Origin of the sequence: Halomonas sp. (assembly GCF_029263665.1) — a bacterium.
Classification (GTDB): Bacteria; Pseudomonadota; Gammaproteobacteria; order Pseudomonadales; family Halomonadaceae; genus Halomonas.
This window is the reverse complement of the sequence record NZ_JAJUFQ010000004.1, coordinates 56,558-71,800: the sequence shown is the minus strand read 5'-3', so window position 1 is coordinate 71,800 and position 15,243 is coordinate 56,558. Positions and strand designations below refer to the sequence as shown.

Sequence of the window (15,243 nt, the reverse complement as noted above, 5' to 3'; positions counted from 1 at the left end):
CCTGCCATGACAGCAAAGGCATATTCTGAAGGTAGCCTTGGCGGGGCCATGAAAAAGCCGTTAACGTGTTGTGTAGAAAACCGTTAGCGTGTTGCAGGAAAGCCATCAGCCCGTTTTGAAAGAGCCATCCAAGAGGGCCAATTCATGAAATCAAGTCGTCCCTATCTGGCCAGGGCGCTCTATGAGTGGCTGCTGGATAACGATCTGACTCCGTATATCGTTGTTGACGCTACTCAGTCTGGCGTCGAAGTGCCGCGCCAGTTTGTGCAGAATGACCAGATTGTGCTCAACCTTGGGCCAAGCGCCGTACGTGACTTGCATATGGATAATGAGTGGATTCGTTTTTCTGCTCGTTTCAATGGTAAGTCCGAGCAGTTGTTCGTGCCTGTGCCTGCCTTGATCGCGCTGTATGCACGAGAAAATGGTGTGGGCATGGTCTTCGGCCACGAGCCGGTATTGCCTGAAGAGGCAGAAGAAGATCAGGCACCAGTGCTGGAAAGTGTTGATAGTGCTGATGCCGCTTCGGAATCTCAAGCTCTGGAAGAACGTGCCGAGGAAGATGCCGACGCGCGCAGTGATGACGATGTCAATCAGCAAGCGAAGCCGCCGCGCAAAGGGCGCCCATCTCTGCGTGTCATCAAGTGATGGTGTGATTGTGCGATCGTTGGACAATGCAAAAACGGCAGGCCTCAGGCCTGCCGTTTTTGCATGACTGACATGGGAAAGGTTAGTCGAGGTAATCGAATACCTTGACGATGCGCTCCATGCCGCCAGCACTGGCTGCTGTATTGACCACTTGGTCGGCTTGGGCATGAGTGACCAGGCCCATCAGATATACAGTGGCATTTTCAGTGACAACCTTTATGTCCTTGGCGGAGGTACCGCTGGTCGCCAGGGTGGTGCGGACCTTGGTGTCGATCCAGGAGTCACTGAGGCGCTGGCTGGTGGGCAGGTTGGCTGCCACGCTCAGCTCGTTGTGTATCCGGCGGACATTGCGGATCTGGGAGACAATCTGCTCTGCACTCTGCTTGAGTTCTTCGCTCGGGACCTGGCCAGTCAACAGGACAACGCCATTGTAGGAGTCCACGTTGACACGAGCATCTCCGAAACGAGCGTCAGTGGCTTTCAGATTGTGTTCTGCCTTGGTTTCGATGCTTTCGTCATCGACCTGGGCGCCCCAGGTGCGTTCGCCATAGTTGTCCTCGATCGGGCCGGGGTTGGTCACTGAAGTGATGGTGGAGCAGCCTGCCAGCATGAGGGCCAGGGTCAGGGAGACGATAAGAGAGCGTTGGGTCATGGAATTACTCGCTTGCACCAAAGAGTTGTTCGTCGATCAAGTCGCAGAGACAGTGAATCACCAGCAGATGCACTTCCTGAATGCGTGCGGTAGAGGTGGCCGGGACACGGATTTCGCAATCGTCCTGGCCAAGCAATGATGCCATGTCACCACCGTCGCGTCCGGTCAGGGCGACGACTGTCATGTCGCGATCATGGGCAGCTTGAATGGCCTGGATGACGTTGGCCGAGTTGCCGCTGGTGGATATCGCCAGCAACACGTCGCCAGGTTGGCCCAGTGCCCTGATCTGCTTGGAGAACACATCGTTATAACTGTAATCGTTGGCGATGGAGGTCAAGGTTGATGTGTCGGTGGTCAGAGCCAATGCGGGAAGGCTGGGACGCTCTCGCTCGAAGCGATTGAGCAGCTCCGAGGAAAAGTGTTGACTGTCGCCAGCACTGCCGCCGTTGCCACAGGCAAGAATCTTGCCGTCGGTGACCAGGCACTGAACCATCATTTGACTAGCCACTTCGATGAAGGGCGGGAGCACTTCGCTGGCGTAGGTCTTGGTGTCGATGCTGTCGTTGAAATGTCCGAGAATTCGGCTCTGGAAGTCCATGCTGTTTTCCTGGTCCATGGGGAAACACGTCAGGACTTTGAGTGTTTCCAGTGTGTTCAGTTCGCTTCGAAGGCATTGGGAATCCAATAAAAGTCGAGATCAGGCGGTGATCCGGTAACAGCCAGAACATCGAAGCGGCAAGGACATGATAGCCGGTTGCGCTGCAGATAAAAACGCGCCGCCTTTATCAGGCGGCGCTGTTTGGTGAGCGTGACCGTTTCTGCAGGCGTCCCGAAGCGATTGCTGGAGCGGTGACGAACCTCGACAAAAACCAATATGTCGCCGTGGTGCATGATCAAGTCGAGTTCGCCACCTTTGGTGGCTTGGTTGCTGGCTACCAGGCGCAAGCCTCGCTGGCTGAGCCATAGGCTGGCGGCATGCTCGATACATGCTCCCCTTGCTCTGGCTGACTGTGGCCTGGTATCCGGCATCAGCGTTGCTCGCTGCTGGCAGCGCCGTCAGTATCGCCACCGGCCAGGATGGGAGAAGGTACGCCATTGACGAACACTGCCCAGGGCAACTCGCGGTAGATGCGGCCATCGCTGTTGCCACCAAGCATGCCGGTTGCTCCCTGCATGCGTGTCTGCGGTATGGCCTCGTACTGGGGCAGGCGACGAGCCAGCTCGTAGGCATCTACCCCCATGGCCTTGAGTCGAAATGTGCCCGGGTTGTCTTCAGAGCGCAACTGCTGGTAGCTGGCATAGAAGGGCAAGGCCTCGGCACCACCCACTGCGGCATCAGGGATCTGCCATGGTATGTCGAGGAACTGGACGCCATCCAGGTCCCTGTCCAGATTTGGCTGAGGCCGCCCTTCATACAGATGGGACGTGGCGTAGACTGGCAGCTTGAGAGCATTGTAATACTGCAGTGTTGGACGCACTTGGCGAGCATAATCGGGAAGTGCCAGCAAGAAGAGCATGTCCGGGCGAGGCTCGCTTACCGCGCGGCGTGTGCTGTCGGTCGCAGGAGCAGACGGCGAGTAGCGTACCGCGGAGGCAACTTCGCCCCCCAGTGCTTTCCATTCATTCCAGAAGGCTTCGCCAACTCGCTGGCCCCAGTCATTGTTGGGAACAAGAACGGATGCCTTGCGGTGTCCGTCTTGCCAGCCGCGGCGAGCAGCCTGCCGGGCTTCGTCTTCCGCAGAGAGGCCATATTCGAAGAGCCCCTCGGTCGTGTTTGAAGCGCCTTCTCCATAGTTCAGTGCCAGGGTGGGCAGAGGGACGCTGGCGCGGCTCTCCAGTTGGGAGACGTCCTTCTTGTCCAGAGGCCCGATCACGACTTGGGCGCCACCGCCTTTGGCTGTCTGATACAACTGGTCGAGACTGGCGCTGGATGTGTCGAGGAATGCCAGCTTGGCACCACTGTTGCCGCTGATTTTCTGCCGGGTCCGGATACCCTCTTCGATGGCATCGGCAACGCCGGCAAGAGGACCACTTTCGGGTAGCATGACCGCAATCTTGGTGACCTGCTTGCCCCGCAGATCGCGCATTGCCGTGATCTGTTTCGGCATGCGGCGGTTGGCCGGGTGGTCCGTGTTGGCCACGCGCCAGTCATCCAGTTGGGTAAACAACTGGTCGATATCCCCATTGCTGTTGCGCACGAGAGCTGCCAGTGACAGCCAACCTGTCACAATGGCGTTGTCCGGCTGGGCCAGGGCATTGGCTTGACGTTCGCTGAGGGTCGATAGCTGAGCCCAGATGGCGTCGTTGATGTCCTCGCGGCCAGAGGCTGTCTGTACCTGCAGAAGAATACGGGCAGATTTCTGAGCCTGGCCAAGCTGACCAAATGCAAGCCCCTGGCGTAGCAGCAGGAGGTTGAGCTGGTCGTCGGAGAACTGGACGAGCTTGCTCGCGTCGGTGGCGCGCAGCACCGCTTGAGGGTCTCCTTCGCTGTCGCCTAACTCTGACAGCAACAGTGCCCATTGGCGCAGGTTGTCGTCTTTAAGCTGGCTGTCGTCGATCTGTTTGGCGACTTCCAGAGCCTCGGGGCGGCGCTCGGATCGTGCTAGGATGTCGGCCGCTTGCAGACGAGTTTGCGCCGCCTGGGCTGGCTGTTGTTGGGCAGCCTGGGTCAGTAGCTGGTCAGGATCTTCGTCGAAGGTCCTTTGGATCACGCCAGGTGCGCTACACCCCGCCAGTGTCAGCGCAAGCAGCATGGTGGCCAGAGGGCCGCGAGTCGAAATCATCATGAATCCTTCCTTGTCCTCGATGCGGAATTCACCCCAGGGAGCCCGAGATGTCAGACGCTTTAGCCGGTTCATTGTACGTGGTCGCCACACCGATTGGGAACTTGGATGACCTAAGTCCTCGAGCGGCAGCTGTGCTGGGGCGTGTGGCCATGGTGGCTGCAGAGGATACTCGACATAGTGCTCGCCTGATGCGCCACCTGGGCATATCACCAAAAATGGTGTCGCTACACGACCATAATGAGGGGGGGCGAGTCTCTCAGCTAAAGGATGTGCTGGCCGGTGGTGCTGATGTGGCCTTGATCAGTGATGCAGGGACGCCGCTGATCAGTGATCCGGGGTATGTCCTGGTCAGAGAATTACGTGCTGCAGGCTTTCGCATCGTGCCGGTACCAGGGCCCTGTGCATTGGTTACTGCCTTGAGTGCAGCGGGACTGCCAACAGATCGCTTTTCGTTTCATGGATTCCTTCCTGCCAAGGGGAGTGCTCGCCGTGTGCGTCTGGAGGCATTGGTAAAGGCTACCGAGACGCTGGTGTTTTATGAATCGCCGCACCGTATTCGTGATGTACTCGAGGATATTGCTGTGCTATTGGGTGGGCGTCGAATTGTGCTTGGTCGTGAGCTGACCAAGACGTTTGAAACCTTTCTCGATGGGGATGCCAGGGCATTGTTGAGGTTGATGGAAGACGACCCGGATCAGGCCCGCGGTGAGTTTGTGGTCATGGTCACTGGTGCACCAAAGCTGGAGAATGGTGCGGAAGTAGCGGGTGGCGATGTCGATGCTGAGACTTTGCTCAAGGCACTGCTTGCAGAAGGAGTGGGAGTGAAGCAGACAGCGGCAGTGGCCACTCGAGTGCTTGGTGGGACGAAAAAGTCCTGGTATGCCCAGGCTCAGAGTCTGAAAGATGGGGCTTGAATATAGGATAAGATAACTGAAAATAAGCCTCGTTCTCGGTGGACGGGGATTGAGGGGTTTGCGGGCCACTGGTATGCTTGCCGCGGGAGTTGGCCAGACAGTCGCCGCCGCTTTGATGCGGGGGAGGAAAGTCCGGGCTCCATAGGGCAGAGTGCCAGGTAACGCCTGGGCGGCGTGAGCCGACGGAAAGTGCAGCAGAGAGTAGACCGCCTAAGCCTCCTTTGGGAGGCCGGTAAGGGTGAAAGGGTGCGGTAAGAGCGCACCGCGCGCCTGGTAACAGTGCGTGGCACGGTAAACCCCACTCGGAGCAAGACCAAATAGGAACCCGTTGGCGTGGCCCGCGCTGGGTTCGGGTAGGTTGCTTGAAGGTAGTGGCGACGCTGCCTCTAGAGGAATGGCTGTCCACGACAGAACCCGGCTTATCGGCCAACTCCCCCTGATTTCAATATGATGCGCCCCTTCGTAGTTGCTCTTTTCAGCCCGTCGAACGAGATATACATGCCGTCACCCACCTCTGAACCTTCTGTGCGCGGCTTCGCTCATGTCAGCGTTCTGCTCGACGGCGCCGTAGAAGCGCTGATTCATGACCCCAAGGGAATCTATCTGGATGGCACCTTCGGTCGTGGCGGTCACTCCCGCGCCATCCTATCTCGCCTGGCACCGGAAGGGCGTCTGCTGGCTCTGGACCGAGACCCGCAAGCCATTGCTGAAGCTGCCAATATTGTGGACCCTCGCTTTTCCATCGTTCATTCCGAGTTTGCCCGTCTGGGAGATGTGACTCGAGAAAAGGGCTTGCATGGCCAGATTTCCGGCATATTGCTGGATGTCGGGGTATCCTCTCCTCAGCTCGATGACGCTGAGCGAGGATTCAGCTTCCTGCGTGATGGTCCGTTGGACATGCGCATGGATCCTACAAGAGGGGAGAGTGCTGCCAGCTGGTTGGCCCGTGTCGATGAAGCCGAAATGGCAGGGGTGTTCAAGCGCTATGGCGAGGAGCGCTATGCTCGCCGTTTGGCCCGGACCATCATCGAGCGGCGCAAGGAGCGTCCTTTTACACGGACAGCTGATCTGGCCGAGGTCGTCAAGGCTGCCCATCCTGCATGGGAAAAAGGCAAGCATCCGGCCACACGGGTATTTCAGGCGATACGTATCGAGATCAATGGTGAGTTGGACCAACTGGATGCGGCCCTTGAAGAGGCTCTGGAAGCACTGGCGCCCGGAGGGCACCTGGTGGTAATCAGCTTCCACTCGTTGGAAGATCGTCGCGTCAAGCGCTTCATTCGTGACCATGTGCGCGGCGATACTCAGCTTCCCAAGGGAGTACCATTGCGAGATGACCAGATACAGAGGCGTCTGGAGTCCCTGGGTAAAGCACAAAAGGCCAGCAAGGAAGAAGTCGACGCCAATCCCCGGGCCCGCAGTGCCGTGATGCGTATCGCCCGCAAGCGTTATTGAGGAAACCCATGGCTCAAGGACGACTGGATATCAATGCTTTCGGTTGGCCGCTCAGGCAAACCTTCACCCCCCGGCTCATTCTGGTGCTGGCACTGCTGGGTGCCTGTTTGGTATCGGCCCTGGCCGTGATCAGTGTCAGCCACCAGACCCGTACACAGTATGCTCGTTTGCAAAGTCTGGAGCGTGAGCAGCAGCAGTTGCAGACCGAGTGGGGCCAGTTACTGCTGGAAGAAAGTGCCTGGTCAACGCCATCGCGCATTGAGAGCATGGCGGTGGAGCGTCTTGAGATGCATCTACCTGATATTCACGATATTGAGGTGATCGCTCCATGAGTACAGGGCAATCACGCGGGGTGTCCACCCGTCGGCCCCCCCCTATGACCCCCATGGGGCGTGCTCGTTACGTGGTGATGATGTCACTGATACTGATTGGCCTGGGCTTGCTCGCAGGCCGTATCGTGGATCTGCATGTCATCAATCGTACTTTTCTGCAAGGGCAGGGGGATGCGCGGACGCTGCGCACCGATCCGATCCCGGCACACCGAGGCATGATCACCGACCGCAATGGTGAACCACTGGCGATCTCCACGCCTGTCATGACCTTATGGGCCAATCCCCAGCAGTTGCCAGAGGATAATATTCAGCGCCTGATGTTGGCCAAGGCGCTGGGTACTGACCTGGACTCACTCAATGAGCGAGTTGCTGGCTACAGCGACAAGGAGTTCATGTATCTCAGCCGGCGTCTCACTCCAGCGGAAGCACAACCGATCGTGGATCTGCGCATGCCAGGAGTATATGCACGTGAAGAGTACAAGCGCTATTACCCGACTGGCGAGGTAACCGCTCAGCTGCTTGGGGTAACCAATGTCGATGATGCTGGCCAGGAAGGCCTTGAGCTGGCCTACAATTCCTATCTTTCCGGTGAGCCAGGCAAGCGCAGGGTGCTCAAGGACCGTCGTGGACGTTTGGTGCGTGACCTGGAAGTCCTGCAGGAAGCGCAGCCCGGAGGCGACCTGACGCTGTCGATTGATCAGCGTCTTCAGTACATGGCCTATCGCGAACTCAAGGTGGCGATGGACGAAAATGATGCCGATGGTGCTTCCCTGGTAATGCTGGATGCCCGCACGGGTGAAGTGCTGGCCATGGTTAACCAACCATCCTATAACCCCAACAATCGTGCGGGCCTTGATCCGCGAGGGTTGCGTAACCAGGCTATTGTCGATGTGTTCGAGCCAGGCTCAGTCATGAAGCCGCTGGCCATGTCCGCATTGCTGGAAACAGGAAAATTTCCGCTGGATACCGTGGTAGACACTTCGCCAGGATGGATGCGCATCGATCGCTACACCATTCGTGATGTGTCCAACAATGGCAAGTTGACCCTTGCCGGTATTCTGCGCAAATCCTCCAATATCGGCATGTCCAAGCTGACCTTGCAGCTTGATGAGCCCGTGGTTCCCGACAAGTATCGTTCACTGGGCTTTGGTCAGGCGCCAGGCACTGGTTTTCCTGGTGAAGCCACGGGGAATGTTCCGTCACCCAGAGTGTGGTCGAGCAGCCAATGGGCCGCTCTGTCCTATGGCTATGGCCTGTCGGTTTCTCCGTTGCAATTGGCCAGTGCTTATACTGCCATTGCCAATCATGGCAAGAGGCTACCACCTTCGCTGCTGCGCCTGAATTCGCCATCAGAAGGTGAGCAGGTGATTCGCAGCGACGTGGCTGATGACATGCTGCACATGATGGATGAAGTTGTTTCTCCGCAGGGTATTCGTCGCGCCGTAGTGCCGGGTTATAGCGTGGCAGGCAAGAGTGGTACAGCACGCAAGACAGGGGCAGGCGGTTATCAGAAGAGCTCTTACCGTTCCTTGTTTGTCGGCATTACGCCAGTCTCTGATCCGCGTATCATCACCGTTGTGATGATCGATAACCCCAAGGCTGGTGCCTATTACGGAGGCGCCATTGCCGCTCCGGTGTTTGCTCGGATTGCCGGTAATGCCCTGCGTATTCTCGATGTGCCGCCGGACCGTCTGGATGAGATGGCCGAGCAGGACAGCAAGAAATAAGGAAGCTGATGACCATGACCCTAGCTGTCGCACATCTGGTAAGCGTGATGACCCGGTACTGGCCTGAGTGCCGGCTGCCTGAAAGGCTTGATGTTCAGACTAGCACCACTTTGACTACCGATAGCCGTGAACTGGATGCTGGCGGCGTGTTCATTGCCATTCCTGGGGTGGCTGCCGATGGACGTGACTATATCCACCAGACCCTGAGCGCTGGTGTCGTGATGGTGCTGGCCGAAGCCGAAGGAGCGAACCCATCCATCAGCGATGATCGAGTGATATGGCTCGACGGCTTGCGTGAAAGGCTTGGCGAGTTTGCTCGTGAACTCTATCAGGTCCCCGACAATATGGAGCTGATCGGTGTCACTGGCACCAATGGCAAAAGTTCGGTAACTCACTATATTGCCGAATTATCTCTTGCCTTGGGTGTCGATGCGGGAATCATTGGCACCCTTGGACATGGTCGCCCCGGTGGGTTGCAGCAGGGCATGCTGACAACGCCAGAGGCCCTTGCACTACAGCGTCAACTTGGAGAGCTTGCGCAAGCAGGCATCTGCCGGGTTGCCATGGAAGTGTCATCCCATGCACTGGATCAAGAGCGTATTGCCGGTTGTCGCTTTGACGCTGCAGTCTTTACCAACCTGACGCGAGATCATCTGGACTATCACGGCAGCATGGCAGCTTATGCCGCTGCCAAAGCAAAGCTGTTTCAGCAGGCTGGTCTGAAACTGGCCGTGGTGAATGGTGACGACAGCCTGGCGCGCCTGATGTTGGCGGGGGTGGCCAAGGACGTGCGTGTATTGGCCACTGGAGAAGGCGAATCCGTATCCCTGCGGGTGCTTGACTGGAATCCTCATCTTGATGGCCAGCGCGCCCTGATTGCCACCCCGGAAGGTGAAAAAGTTCTGGTACTGCCGCTGATGGGGCGATTCAACCTGGATAATGTCCTGTTGGCCATGGCGGCTCTCTATGGCCTTGGGGCACGGCTCGATGCCTTGTTCGCGGCTGCCGAGACCCTGACGCCGGTCCCCGGCCGGATGCAGCCTGTCACGCAGGAAACGGGGGCCGCTCCTACGGTCGTGATTGACTACGCCCACACCCCGGATGCCTTGGAGAATGCCCTGCAGGGGCTGAAGGCGCATCTGCCGGGCAAGGGAAAGTTGTGGTGTCTGGTCGGTTGTGGCGGTGATCGCGATACTGGCAAACGTCCACTGATGGCGCAGGTCGCAGCCAAGCATGCCGATAGAGTAGTGATTACTGATGATAATCCGCGTAGCGAAGACCCTGAAACCATCCGGGCCGCCATGCTTGACGGGCTTTCGGCGGGAGACCTTGAGCGTACTTGGAATATTGCTGAACGTGCTGTCGCGATCGAACGCACCATCCGTGAAGCTGGAAGCGATGATGTGGTGCTGATCGCAGGCAAGGGCCATGAAACCTACCAGGAGATTCATGGGGTGCGCCATGACTTCTCGGACTTGGTCGAAGCGCAGAGAGCCCTCAGCAGGGGTGGGGAAGGTGATAGCTGATGAATATCCTTGGCCTGCAAAACCTGAGTGATATAGCTACTGCTCTCGGGCTTGCCTTGCCCGAAGGTGCTGATGCACAAACCCCGGTAAGTGCCGTGCTCACCGATACGCGGCGGCTATCCACAGGTGCGCTTTTTGTGGCGCTACGTGGTGAGCACTTTGATGCTCATGACTTTCTTGCCCAGGCAAGAGAGGCGGGGGCCGTGGCTGCAGTAGTGGAGCGGCCAGTAGACGATCCTCTTCCTCAATTCGTCGTGGGTGATACTCGCATGGCCCTGGGGTTGCTGGGGCGTGCTTGTCGTCGTGCCTGGGGAGGTCCTCTGGTGGCAGTGACAGGCAACAGTGGCAAGACAACTGTCAAGCAGATGCTTGCTACGCTGTTGTCACGTGAAGGAGATATTCTAGCAACCCAGGGGAATCTCAATAATGACATCGGCGCCCCTTTGACGTTGCTGGCTCTGCAGCCAGAGCACGGCCGGGCCGTCGTGGAACTTGGCGCGAATCATCTCGGGGAGATTGCCTGGACCACGGAGTTGGCTGAGCCACAGGTTGCGGTAATCACCAATGTTACCGGAGCCCATGTGGGAGAATTCGGTGGTCTTGGGCGTATCGCTCAGGCCAAGGCAGAAATCCTCGCCGGGCTGTCGGAGAACGGTATCGCTGTGCTCAATCGAGACGATGCCTTCTTCCCGCTATGGTCGAGTCTGGCGGCACCTCGAGAGGTGATGGATTTTTCCTTGTCCAGACAGGCCCGTGTCATGGCATCCTCTCTGGCTTGTGATGATTTCGGACGCTATGCTTTCACGCTGACTTTTGATGATCGCTCTCTGGGACGGGTTCAACTGCCGTTGATGGGACGCCATAATGTAGCGAATGCGTTGGCGGCGGCATCAGCGGCACTGGCCATGGGCGTGAGCGAAAGTCATATTGTTGCCGGGTTGTGTGAAGTCGCTCCAATGAAAGGGCGGCTGACAGTCGTCGACGGCATGAATGGCGCTCGGGTGCTTGACGATACCTATAATGCCAACCCGGGAGCGATGAAGGCGGCCATCGATACGCTGATGAGCTTGCCAGGGCCTCATTGGTGCCTGCTTGGCGCTATGGGCGAATTGGGTGCCGAATCGGACCGGCTGCATGCCGAAATCGGGCACTATGCGCGGGAACAAGGGGTGGAATTTCTCGGTACTCTGGGTGACGCGGCGCAGATCGCGAGCCATGCCTTCGGTGAAGGCGGAGTCCATTTTTCTGATCAAGCGGCGATGATCCGTCATGTGCTGAGCCAGCTTCCCAAGGATGCCAGCGTGCTGGTAAAAGGCTCACGGGCCACGGGAATGGAACACGTCGTGGCGGCCTTACGGCCGGATGTTTCAAGGTGAAACTGATACATGTTGCTTTTTCTGGCTGAACTCCTGGCGCAGCACCAGAGCGCCTTCAACGTCTTTGGTTATCTTACGTTACGGATGATCCTGGCCACAATCACGGCACTGGTACTGTGCCTCTGGCTGGGTCCGTTGATGATTCGTCGTCTGGTCGAGCGCCAGATAGGTCAGGCGGTGCGTGACGATGGCCCGCAATCCCACTTGTCCAAGGCCGGTACGCCTACCATGGGCGGCGCCATGATCCTGATGGCCATGGCAGTGAGCACCTTGCTGTGGGGGGATCTGAGTAATCACTATGTCTGGATCGTACTGATCGTGACCCTGGGCTTTGGCGCGATTGGCTGGGTGGATGATTACCGCAAGGTGGTGGAAAAGAATCCTCGAGGTCTGCCGGCACGCTGGAAGTATTTCTGGCAGTCGGTGATTGGTCTCAGTGCTTCCGTCGTGTTGTATGCCACAGCAGCTTCCGAGGTGGAAACCAGCTTGACGCTGCCGCTTCTCAAGGATTTTGTCCTGCCTCTGGGAGCTTTTTACGTCGTTCTCAGCTATCTGGTCATCGTAGGTAGCTCGAATGCGGTCAATCTCACTGATGGCCTTGATGGCCTTGCCATCATGCCGACGGTCATGGTGGCCATGGGCCTGGCGGTGTTTGCTTATGCCAGTGGCAACTCGGTATTTGCCGAATACCTACAGATGCCTTTGATTCCCGGCTCCGGCGAACTGGCGGTGTTCTGTTCCGCCATTGCTGGTGCAGGGCTTGGTTTTCTGTGGTTCAACACCTATCCGGCTCAGGTATTCATGGGAGATGTCGGCGCCTTGGCGTTAGGCGCAGCCTTGGGAGTCGTGGCGGTGATTGTCCGCCAGGAGGTGGTGTTGTTCATCATGGGCGGTGTGTTTGTCATGGAAACCATCTCGGTCATCCTGCAGGTGGGTTCCTACAAGCTGACAGGGCGCCGCATTTTTCGTATGGCCCCATTGCATCATCATTTCGAGCTGAAAGGCTGGCCCGAGCCGCGGGTCATTGTACGCTTCTGGATCATTACTGTGATATTGGTCCTGATGGGATTGGCCACACTGAAGATCCGTTGAGGTAGTCATGGCCGCCGAATGCGACCTGCCTAATACCTTCCTGCCCCAGGATTACCGGGTCCCGCCAGGCACTACGGTCGTCGTGGGGCTTGGTATTTCCGGGATGGCCATTTGTCGCCATCTCAAACGTATTGGACGACGTTTCATGGTCGTCGATACCCGGGATGTACCTCCTGGGCTTGATGACTTTCTGCGCAATTTTCCAGATGTTGCGCTGCGTCTTGGCTCGTTGGATGGGCTGAGTCTGGATGATGCCTTTGAAGTGGTGCAAAGTCCGGGCGTCGACCCCCACCATCCTGTGTTGGCACCTTTGCTTGCCCAGATCAATCCGCAGACAGGAGAACCTCGTCTGGTCGGAGAGATCGCTTTGTTCCGGCGTGCTTGCCAAGGGCGTATTGCAGCCATTACGGGAGCGAATGCCAAGTCCACAGTGACGACTCTGGTCGGTGAAATGGCTAGACAGGCCGGTTGCCGGGTGGCTGTAGGCGGTAATCTGGGGGTGGCGGCGCTGGATCTGCTGGAAGATACCGAGGCAGAGCTGTTTGTGCTCGAGTTGTCCAGCTTTCAGCTTGAGACAACACCATGTCTTGCTGCTGATACGGCAGCATTTCTCAATCTCAGTGAGGACCACCTGGATCGCCATGGCGACATGGCGGGCTATCGCCATGCAAAACTGAGAATTTTCAAAGGGGCGGCTCATGGCGTGATCAATGCAGATGACGACATGACATGGCCGAAGGCTCCGCTCCCGGCGCAATCGCGCTTTACCCTGTCGCCTCCTGCCAATGACGATGATTGGGGGATTGCCGGGCACGATGGCCAGCTATGGTTTGCCCATGGCAATGAACGCTTGATGCCGGTTTCCAGCATGAAACTCAAGGGGCGTCATCACCAGGCCAACGCTCTGGCAGCCATGGCGATGGGGCATCGTCTGGGTTTGCCTGTTGAAACCATGGTGGAGGTCTTGAAACACTTTGCCGGGCTTCCGCATCGCAGTGAATGGATTGCCGACATCGATGGTGTTGCCTGGATCAATGACTCCAAGGGGACTAATGTCGGGGCAACCCTGGCGGCTATCGCTGGTCTGGGTCCGACTCTTGATGGGCGCCTGATTCTGCTGGCTGGGGGTGTGGGCAAAGGGGCGGATTTCCGACCTCTGGCCGAGCCTTTGTCTCAATATGCACGGGAGGCGGTGGTCTTTGGCCAGGATGCCGAACGGCTATGCTCGGCCCTGGAAGGGCATGTTGCACTGACGAGGGTGGATACCCTTGATGCTGCCATGGAACATGCAAGAGAGATTGCTGAACCAGGCGATGCGGTATTGCTTTCACCGGCCTGTGCCAGCCTTGATCAATTCGCCAACTATCTGGCTCGGGGCGATGCCTTTCGTCACTGGGTCAAGCGGTTCACTGAGGGGGATGCATGAGCCGATTGGGCAAGATCCGGCGTCGCCTGGGAGATATCAGCGAGCGCCTTTCCACGCGTGATCATGCCTTTGATGGCTGGCTGCTGGTAGCGACCTTTTCGCTGCTGTTGATTGGCTGGGTAATGGTGACTTCGGCTTCCACTGAAGTGGCCTCTGGTCTGACAGGTAATGCATGGTACTTCAGTATTCGCCACGGCATTTTTGTGTTGGCTGGCGTTACCGTTGGAACGTTGGCATTGAGAGTGCCGTTGGCCTGGTGGAAAGCCAATGGGCCGTTGTTGTTGCTGGTAGGCGTGGGATTTCTGATTCTGGTGCTGCTGGTTGGGCGCGAGGTCAATGGTAGTAAGCGTTGGTTATCAGTACCTGGCGTACCGATCAATCTACAGGCTTCTGAGATCGCCAAGCTGTGTCTGATTGTCTACATGTCCGGTTACCTGGAGCGCTTTCTGCCTCAGGTGCGTACCCAGTGGGGGGCTTTCCTGCGCCCTCTGGCGGTGGTCGGGGTATATGCATTCCTGCTCATCTTCGAGCCTGATTATGGTGCTGTGGTAGTGATGACAGGGTGTGTCATGGGGATGTTGCTGATGGCAGGCGCTCCCTGGGGGCGCTTTATCCTGCTATTCATCGGGGTTGGGCTGCTGGGGGCACTGCTTGCTGTGGCAGAGCCCTATCGTATGGCGCGCCTGACCAGCTTCACTGACCCATGGGCGGATCAGTTTGCCAGTGGTTATCAGTTGACGCAGGCACTCATTGCCTTTGGTCGAGGTCAGGTATTCGGCATGGGGCTGGGCAACAGCGTACAGAAGCTGTTCTATCTGCCGGAGGCTCATACCGACTTTGTTTTCGCCGTGCTGGCCGAGGAGCTTGGCCTGGTCGGTGCCATTGCCGTTATCGGGTTGTTCGCTCTGCTCGTGTGGCGCGCCATGGCGGTGGGGCGGCGTGCTGAACTGGCCCAGTTGCCCTTTGCGGCCTATCTCAGCTATGGCATTGCCCTGGTGATCGGTGCTCAGGCCTTTATCAATATCGCCGTGGCCAGCGGCATGCTGCCCACCAAGGGACTGACGCTGCCGCTGCTGTCCTATGGTGGTTCAAGCTTGATTGTCAGTTGTGTCATGGTGGCCCTGCTGCTGCGGGTGGATATCGAGACCCGCGAACGTAAACGTCAGTCTGCTCCCACTGCTCAGCGTATCGGGACCCGTCAGCGTACCGATGCTCAAGGAGTGAAGTCTTGAGCGTGGTTGGAAAAGGCACTCTGGGTGAGGCTGGAAAGAACATCCTCAGCGTGGCGAGGAAAGCTGCCCTGAGTGGAGTT

At 57.7% G+C, this 15,243-nt stretch carries 14 protein-coding genes and 1 other RNA gene; 11 read left to right on the top strand and 4 right to left on the bottom strand.

Annotated elements, in window-relative coordinates; all coding sequences use genetic code 11:
• Nucleotides 1-144: 144 nt before the first annotated feature.
• Nucleotides 145-645, top strand: a complete 501-nt coding sequence (locus Q1K07_RS05130; RefSeq protein WP_300308866.1) for a ClpXP protease specificity-enhancing factor — start codon at nucleotides 145-147, stop codon at nucleotides 643-645.
• 82 nt (nucleotides 646-727) lie between these two features.
• On the opposite strand, the gene Q1K07_RS05125 is transcribed toward Q1K07_RS05130, so the two are convergent.
• The 4 genes from Q1K07_RS05125 to Q1K07_RS05110 are packed head-to-tail and all read right to left on the bottom strand — an operon-like array spanning nucleotide 728 to nucleotide 4,083.
• Nucleotides 728-1,297, bottom strand: coding sequence for a BON domain-containing protein (locus Q1K07_RS05125; RefSeq protein ID WP_300308862.1), 570 nt, complete (start codon nucleotides 1,295-1,297; stop codon nucleotides 728-730).
• 4 nt (nucleotides 1,298-1,301) lie between these two features.
• On the bottom strand, nucleotides 1,302-1,895 hold the full coding sequence (locus tag Q1K07_RS05120) for a phosphoheptose isomerase (RefSeq protein WP_300308859.1): 594 nt from the start codon (nucleotides 1,893-1,895) through the stop codon (nucleotides 1,302-1,304).
• Nucleotides 1,896-1,951: 56 nt separating this feature from the next.
• On the bottom strand, nucleotides 1,952-2,326 hold the full coding sequence (locus Q1K07_RS05115) for a YraN family protein (protein WP_300308856.1): 375 nt from the start codon (nucleotides 2,324-2,326) through the stop codon (nucleotides 1,952-1,954).
• Nucleotides 2,326-4,083, bottom strand: coding sequence for a penicillin-binding protein activator (locus tag Q1K07_RS05110; protein ID WP_300308854.1), 1,758 nt, complete (start codon nucleotides 4,081-4,083; stop codon nucleotides 2,326-2,328). Before Q1K07_RS05110 ends, Q1K07_RS05115 begins: the two co-directional genes overlap by 1 nt.
• Before the next feature lie 47 nt (nucleotides 4,084-4,130).
• Here Q1K07_RS05110 and rsmI point away from each other — a divergent pair, with 47 nt between their 5' ends.
• From rsmI to ftsW, 10 genes are all read left to right on the top strand, one after another.
• Complete coding sequence (gene rsmI / locus Q1K07_RS05105; protein ID WP_300308851.1) at nucleotides 4,131-4,997, top strand: 16S rRNA (cytidine(1402)-2'-O)-methyltransferase; 867 nt, start codon at nucleotides 4,131-4,133, stop codon at nucleotides 4,995-4,997.
• Nucleotides 4,998-5,082: 85 nt separating this feature from the next.
• Nucleotides 5,083-5,435, top strand: an RNA gene (gene rnpB / locus Q1K07_RS05100) — RNase P RNA component class A.
• Between the two features lie 60 nt (nucleotides 5,436-5,495).
• A complete protein-coding gene (rsmH, locus tag Q1K07_RS05095) occupies nucleotides 5,496-6,452 on the top strand; it encodes a 16S rRNA (cytosine(1402)-N(4))-methyltransferase RsmH (RefSeq protein WP_300308847.1) in 957 nt (318 codons plus the stop codon).
• 8 nt (nucleotides 6,453-6,460) lie between these two features.
• On the top strand, nucleotides 6,461-6,784 hold the full coding sequence (ftsL, locus tag Q1K07_RS05090; RefSeq protein ID WP_300308844.1) for a cell division protein FtsL: 324 nt from the start codon (nucleotides 6,461-6,463) through the stop codon (nucleotides 6,782-6,784).
• Nucleotides 6,781-8,511, top strand: a complete 1,731-nt coding sequence (locus tag Q1K07_RS05085) for a penicillin-binding protein 2 (protein WP_300308841.1) — start codon at nucleotides 6,781-6,783, stop codon at nucleotides 8,509-8,511. The genes ftsL and Q1K07_RS05085 overlap by 4 nt, the downstream gene beginning before the upstream one ends.
• 14 nt (nucleotides 8,512-8,525) lie before the next feature.
• On the top strand, nucleotides 8,526-10,037 hold the full coding sequence (locus Q1K07_RS05080; RefSeq protein WP_300308838.1) for a UDP-N-acetylmuramoyl-L-alanyl-D-glutamate--2,6-diaminopimelate ligase: 1,512 nt from the start codon (nucleotides 8,526-8,528) through the stop codon (nucleotides 10,035-10,037).
• Entirely contained in the window at nucleotides 10,037-11,413 is a 1,377-nt protein-coding gene (gene murF / locus Q1K07_RS05075; protein ID WP_300308835.1) for a UDP-N-acetylmuramoyl-tripeptide--D-alanyl-D-alanine ligase, read from the top strand. The genes Q1K07_RS05080 and murF overlap by 1 nt, the downstream gene beginning before the upstream one ends.
• 9 nt (nucleotides 11,414-11,422) lie before the next feature.
• Nucleotides 11,423-12,505, top strand: coding sequence for a phospho-N-acetylmuramoyl-pentapeptide-transferase (gene mraY, locus Q1K07_RS05070; RefSeq protein WP_300308832.1), 1,083 nt, complete (start codon nucleotides 11,423-11,425; stop codon nucleotides 12,503-12,505).
• A gap of 7 nt (nucleotides 12,506-12,512) precedes the next feature.
• Nucleotides 12,513-13,931, top strand: coding sequence for a UDP-N-acetylmuramoyl-L-alanine--D-glutamate ligase (gene murD / locus Q1K07_RS05065; RefSeq protein WP_300308829.1), 1,419 nt, complete (start codon nucleotides 12,513-12,515; stop codon nucleotides 13,929-13,931).
• Nucleotides 13,928-15,163 carry a putative lipid II flippase FtsW gene (ftsW, locus tag Q1K07_RS05060; RefSeq protein ID WP_300308826.1) on the top strand — a complete coding sequence of 412 codons (1,236 nt, stop codon included), beginning with the start codon at nucleotides 13,928-13,930 and terminating at the stop codon, nucleotides 15,161-15,163. Before murD ends, ftsW begins: the two co-directional genes overlap by 4 nt.
• The last annotated feature ends 80 nt before the right edge of the window (nucleotides 15,164-15,243 follow it).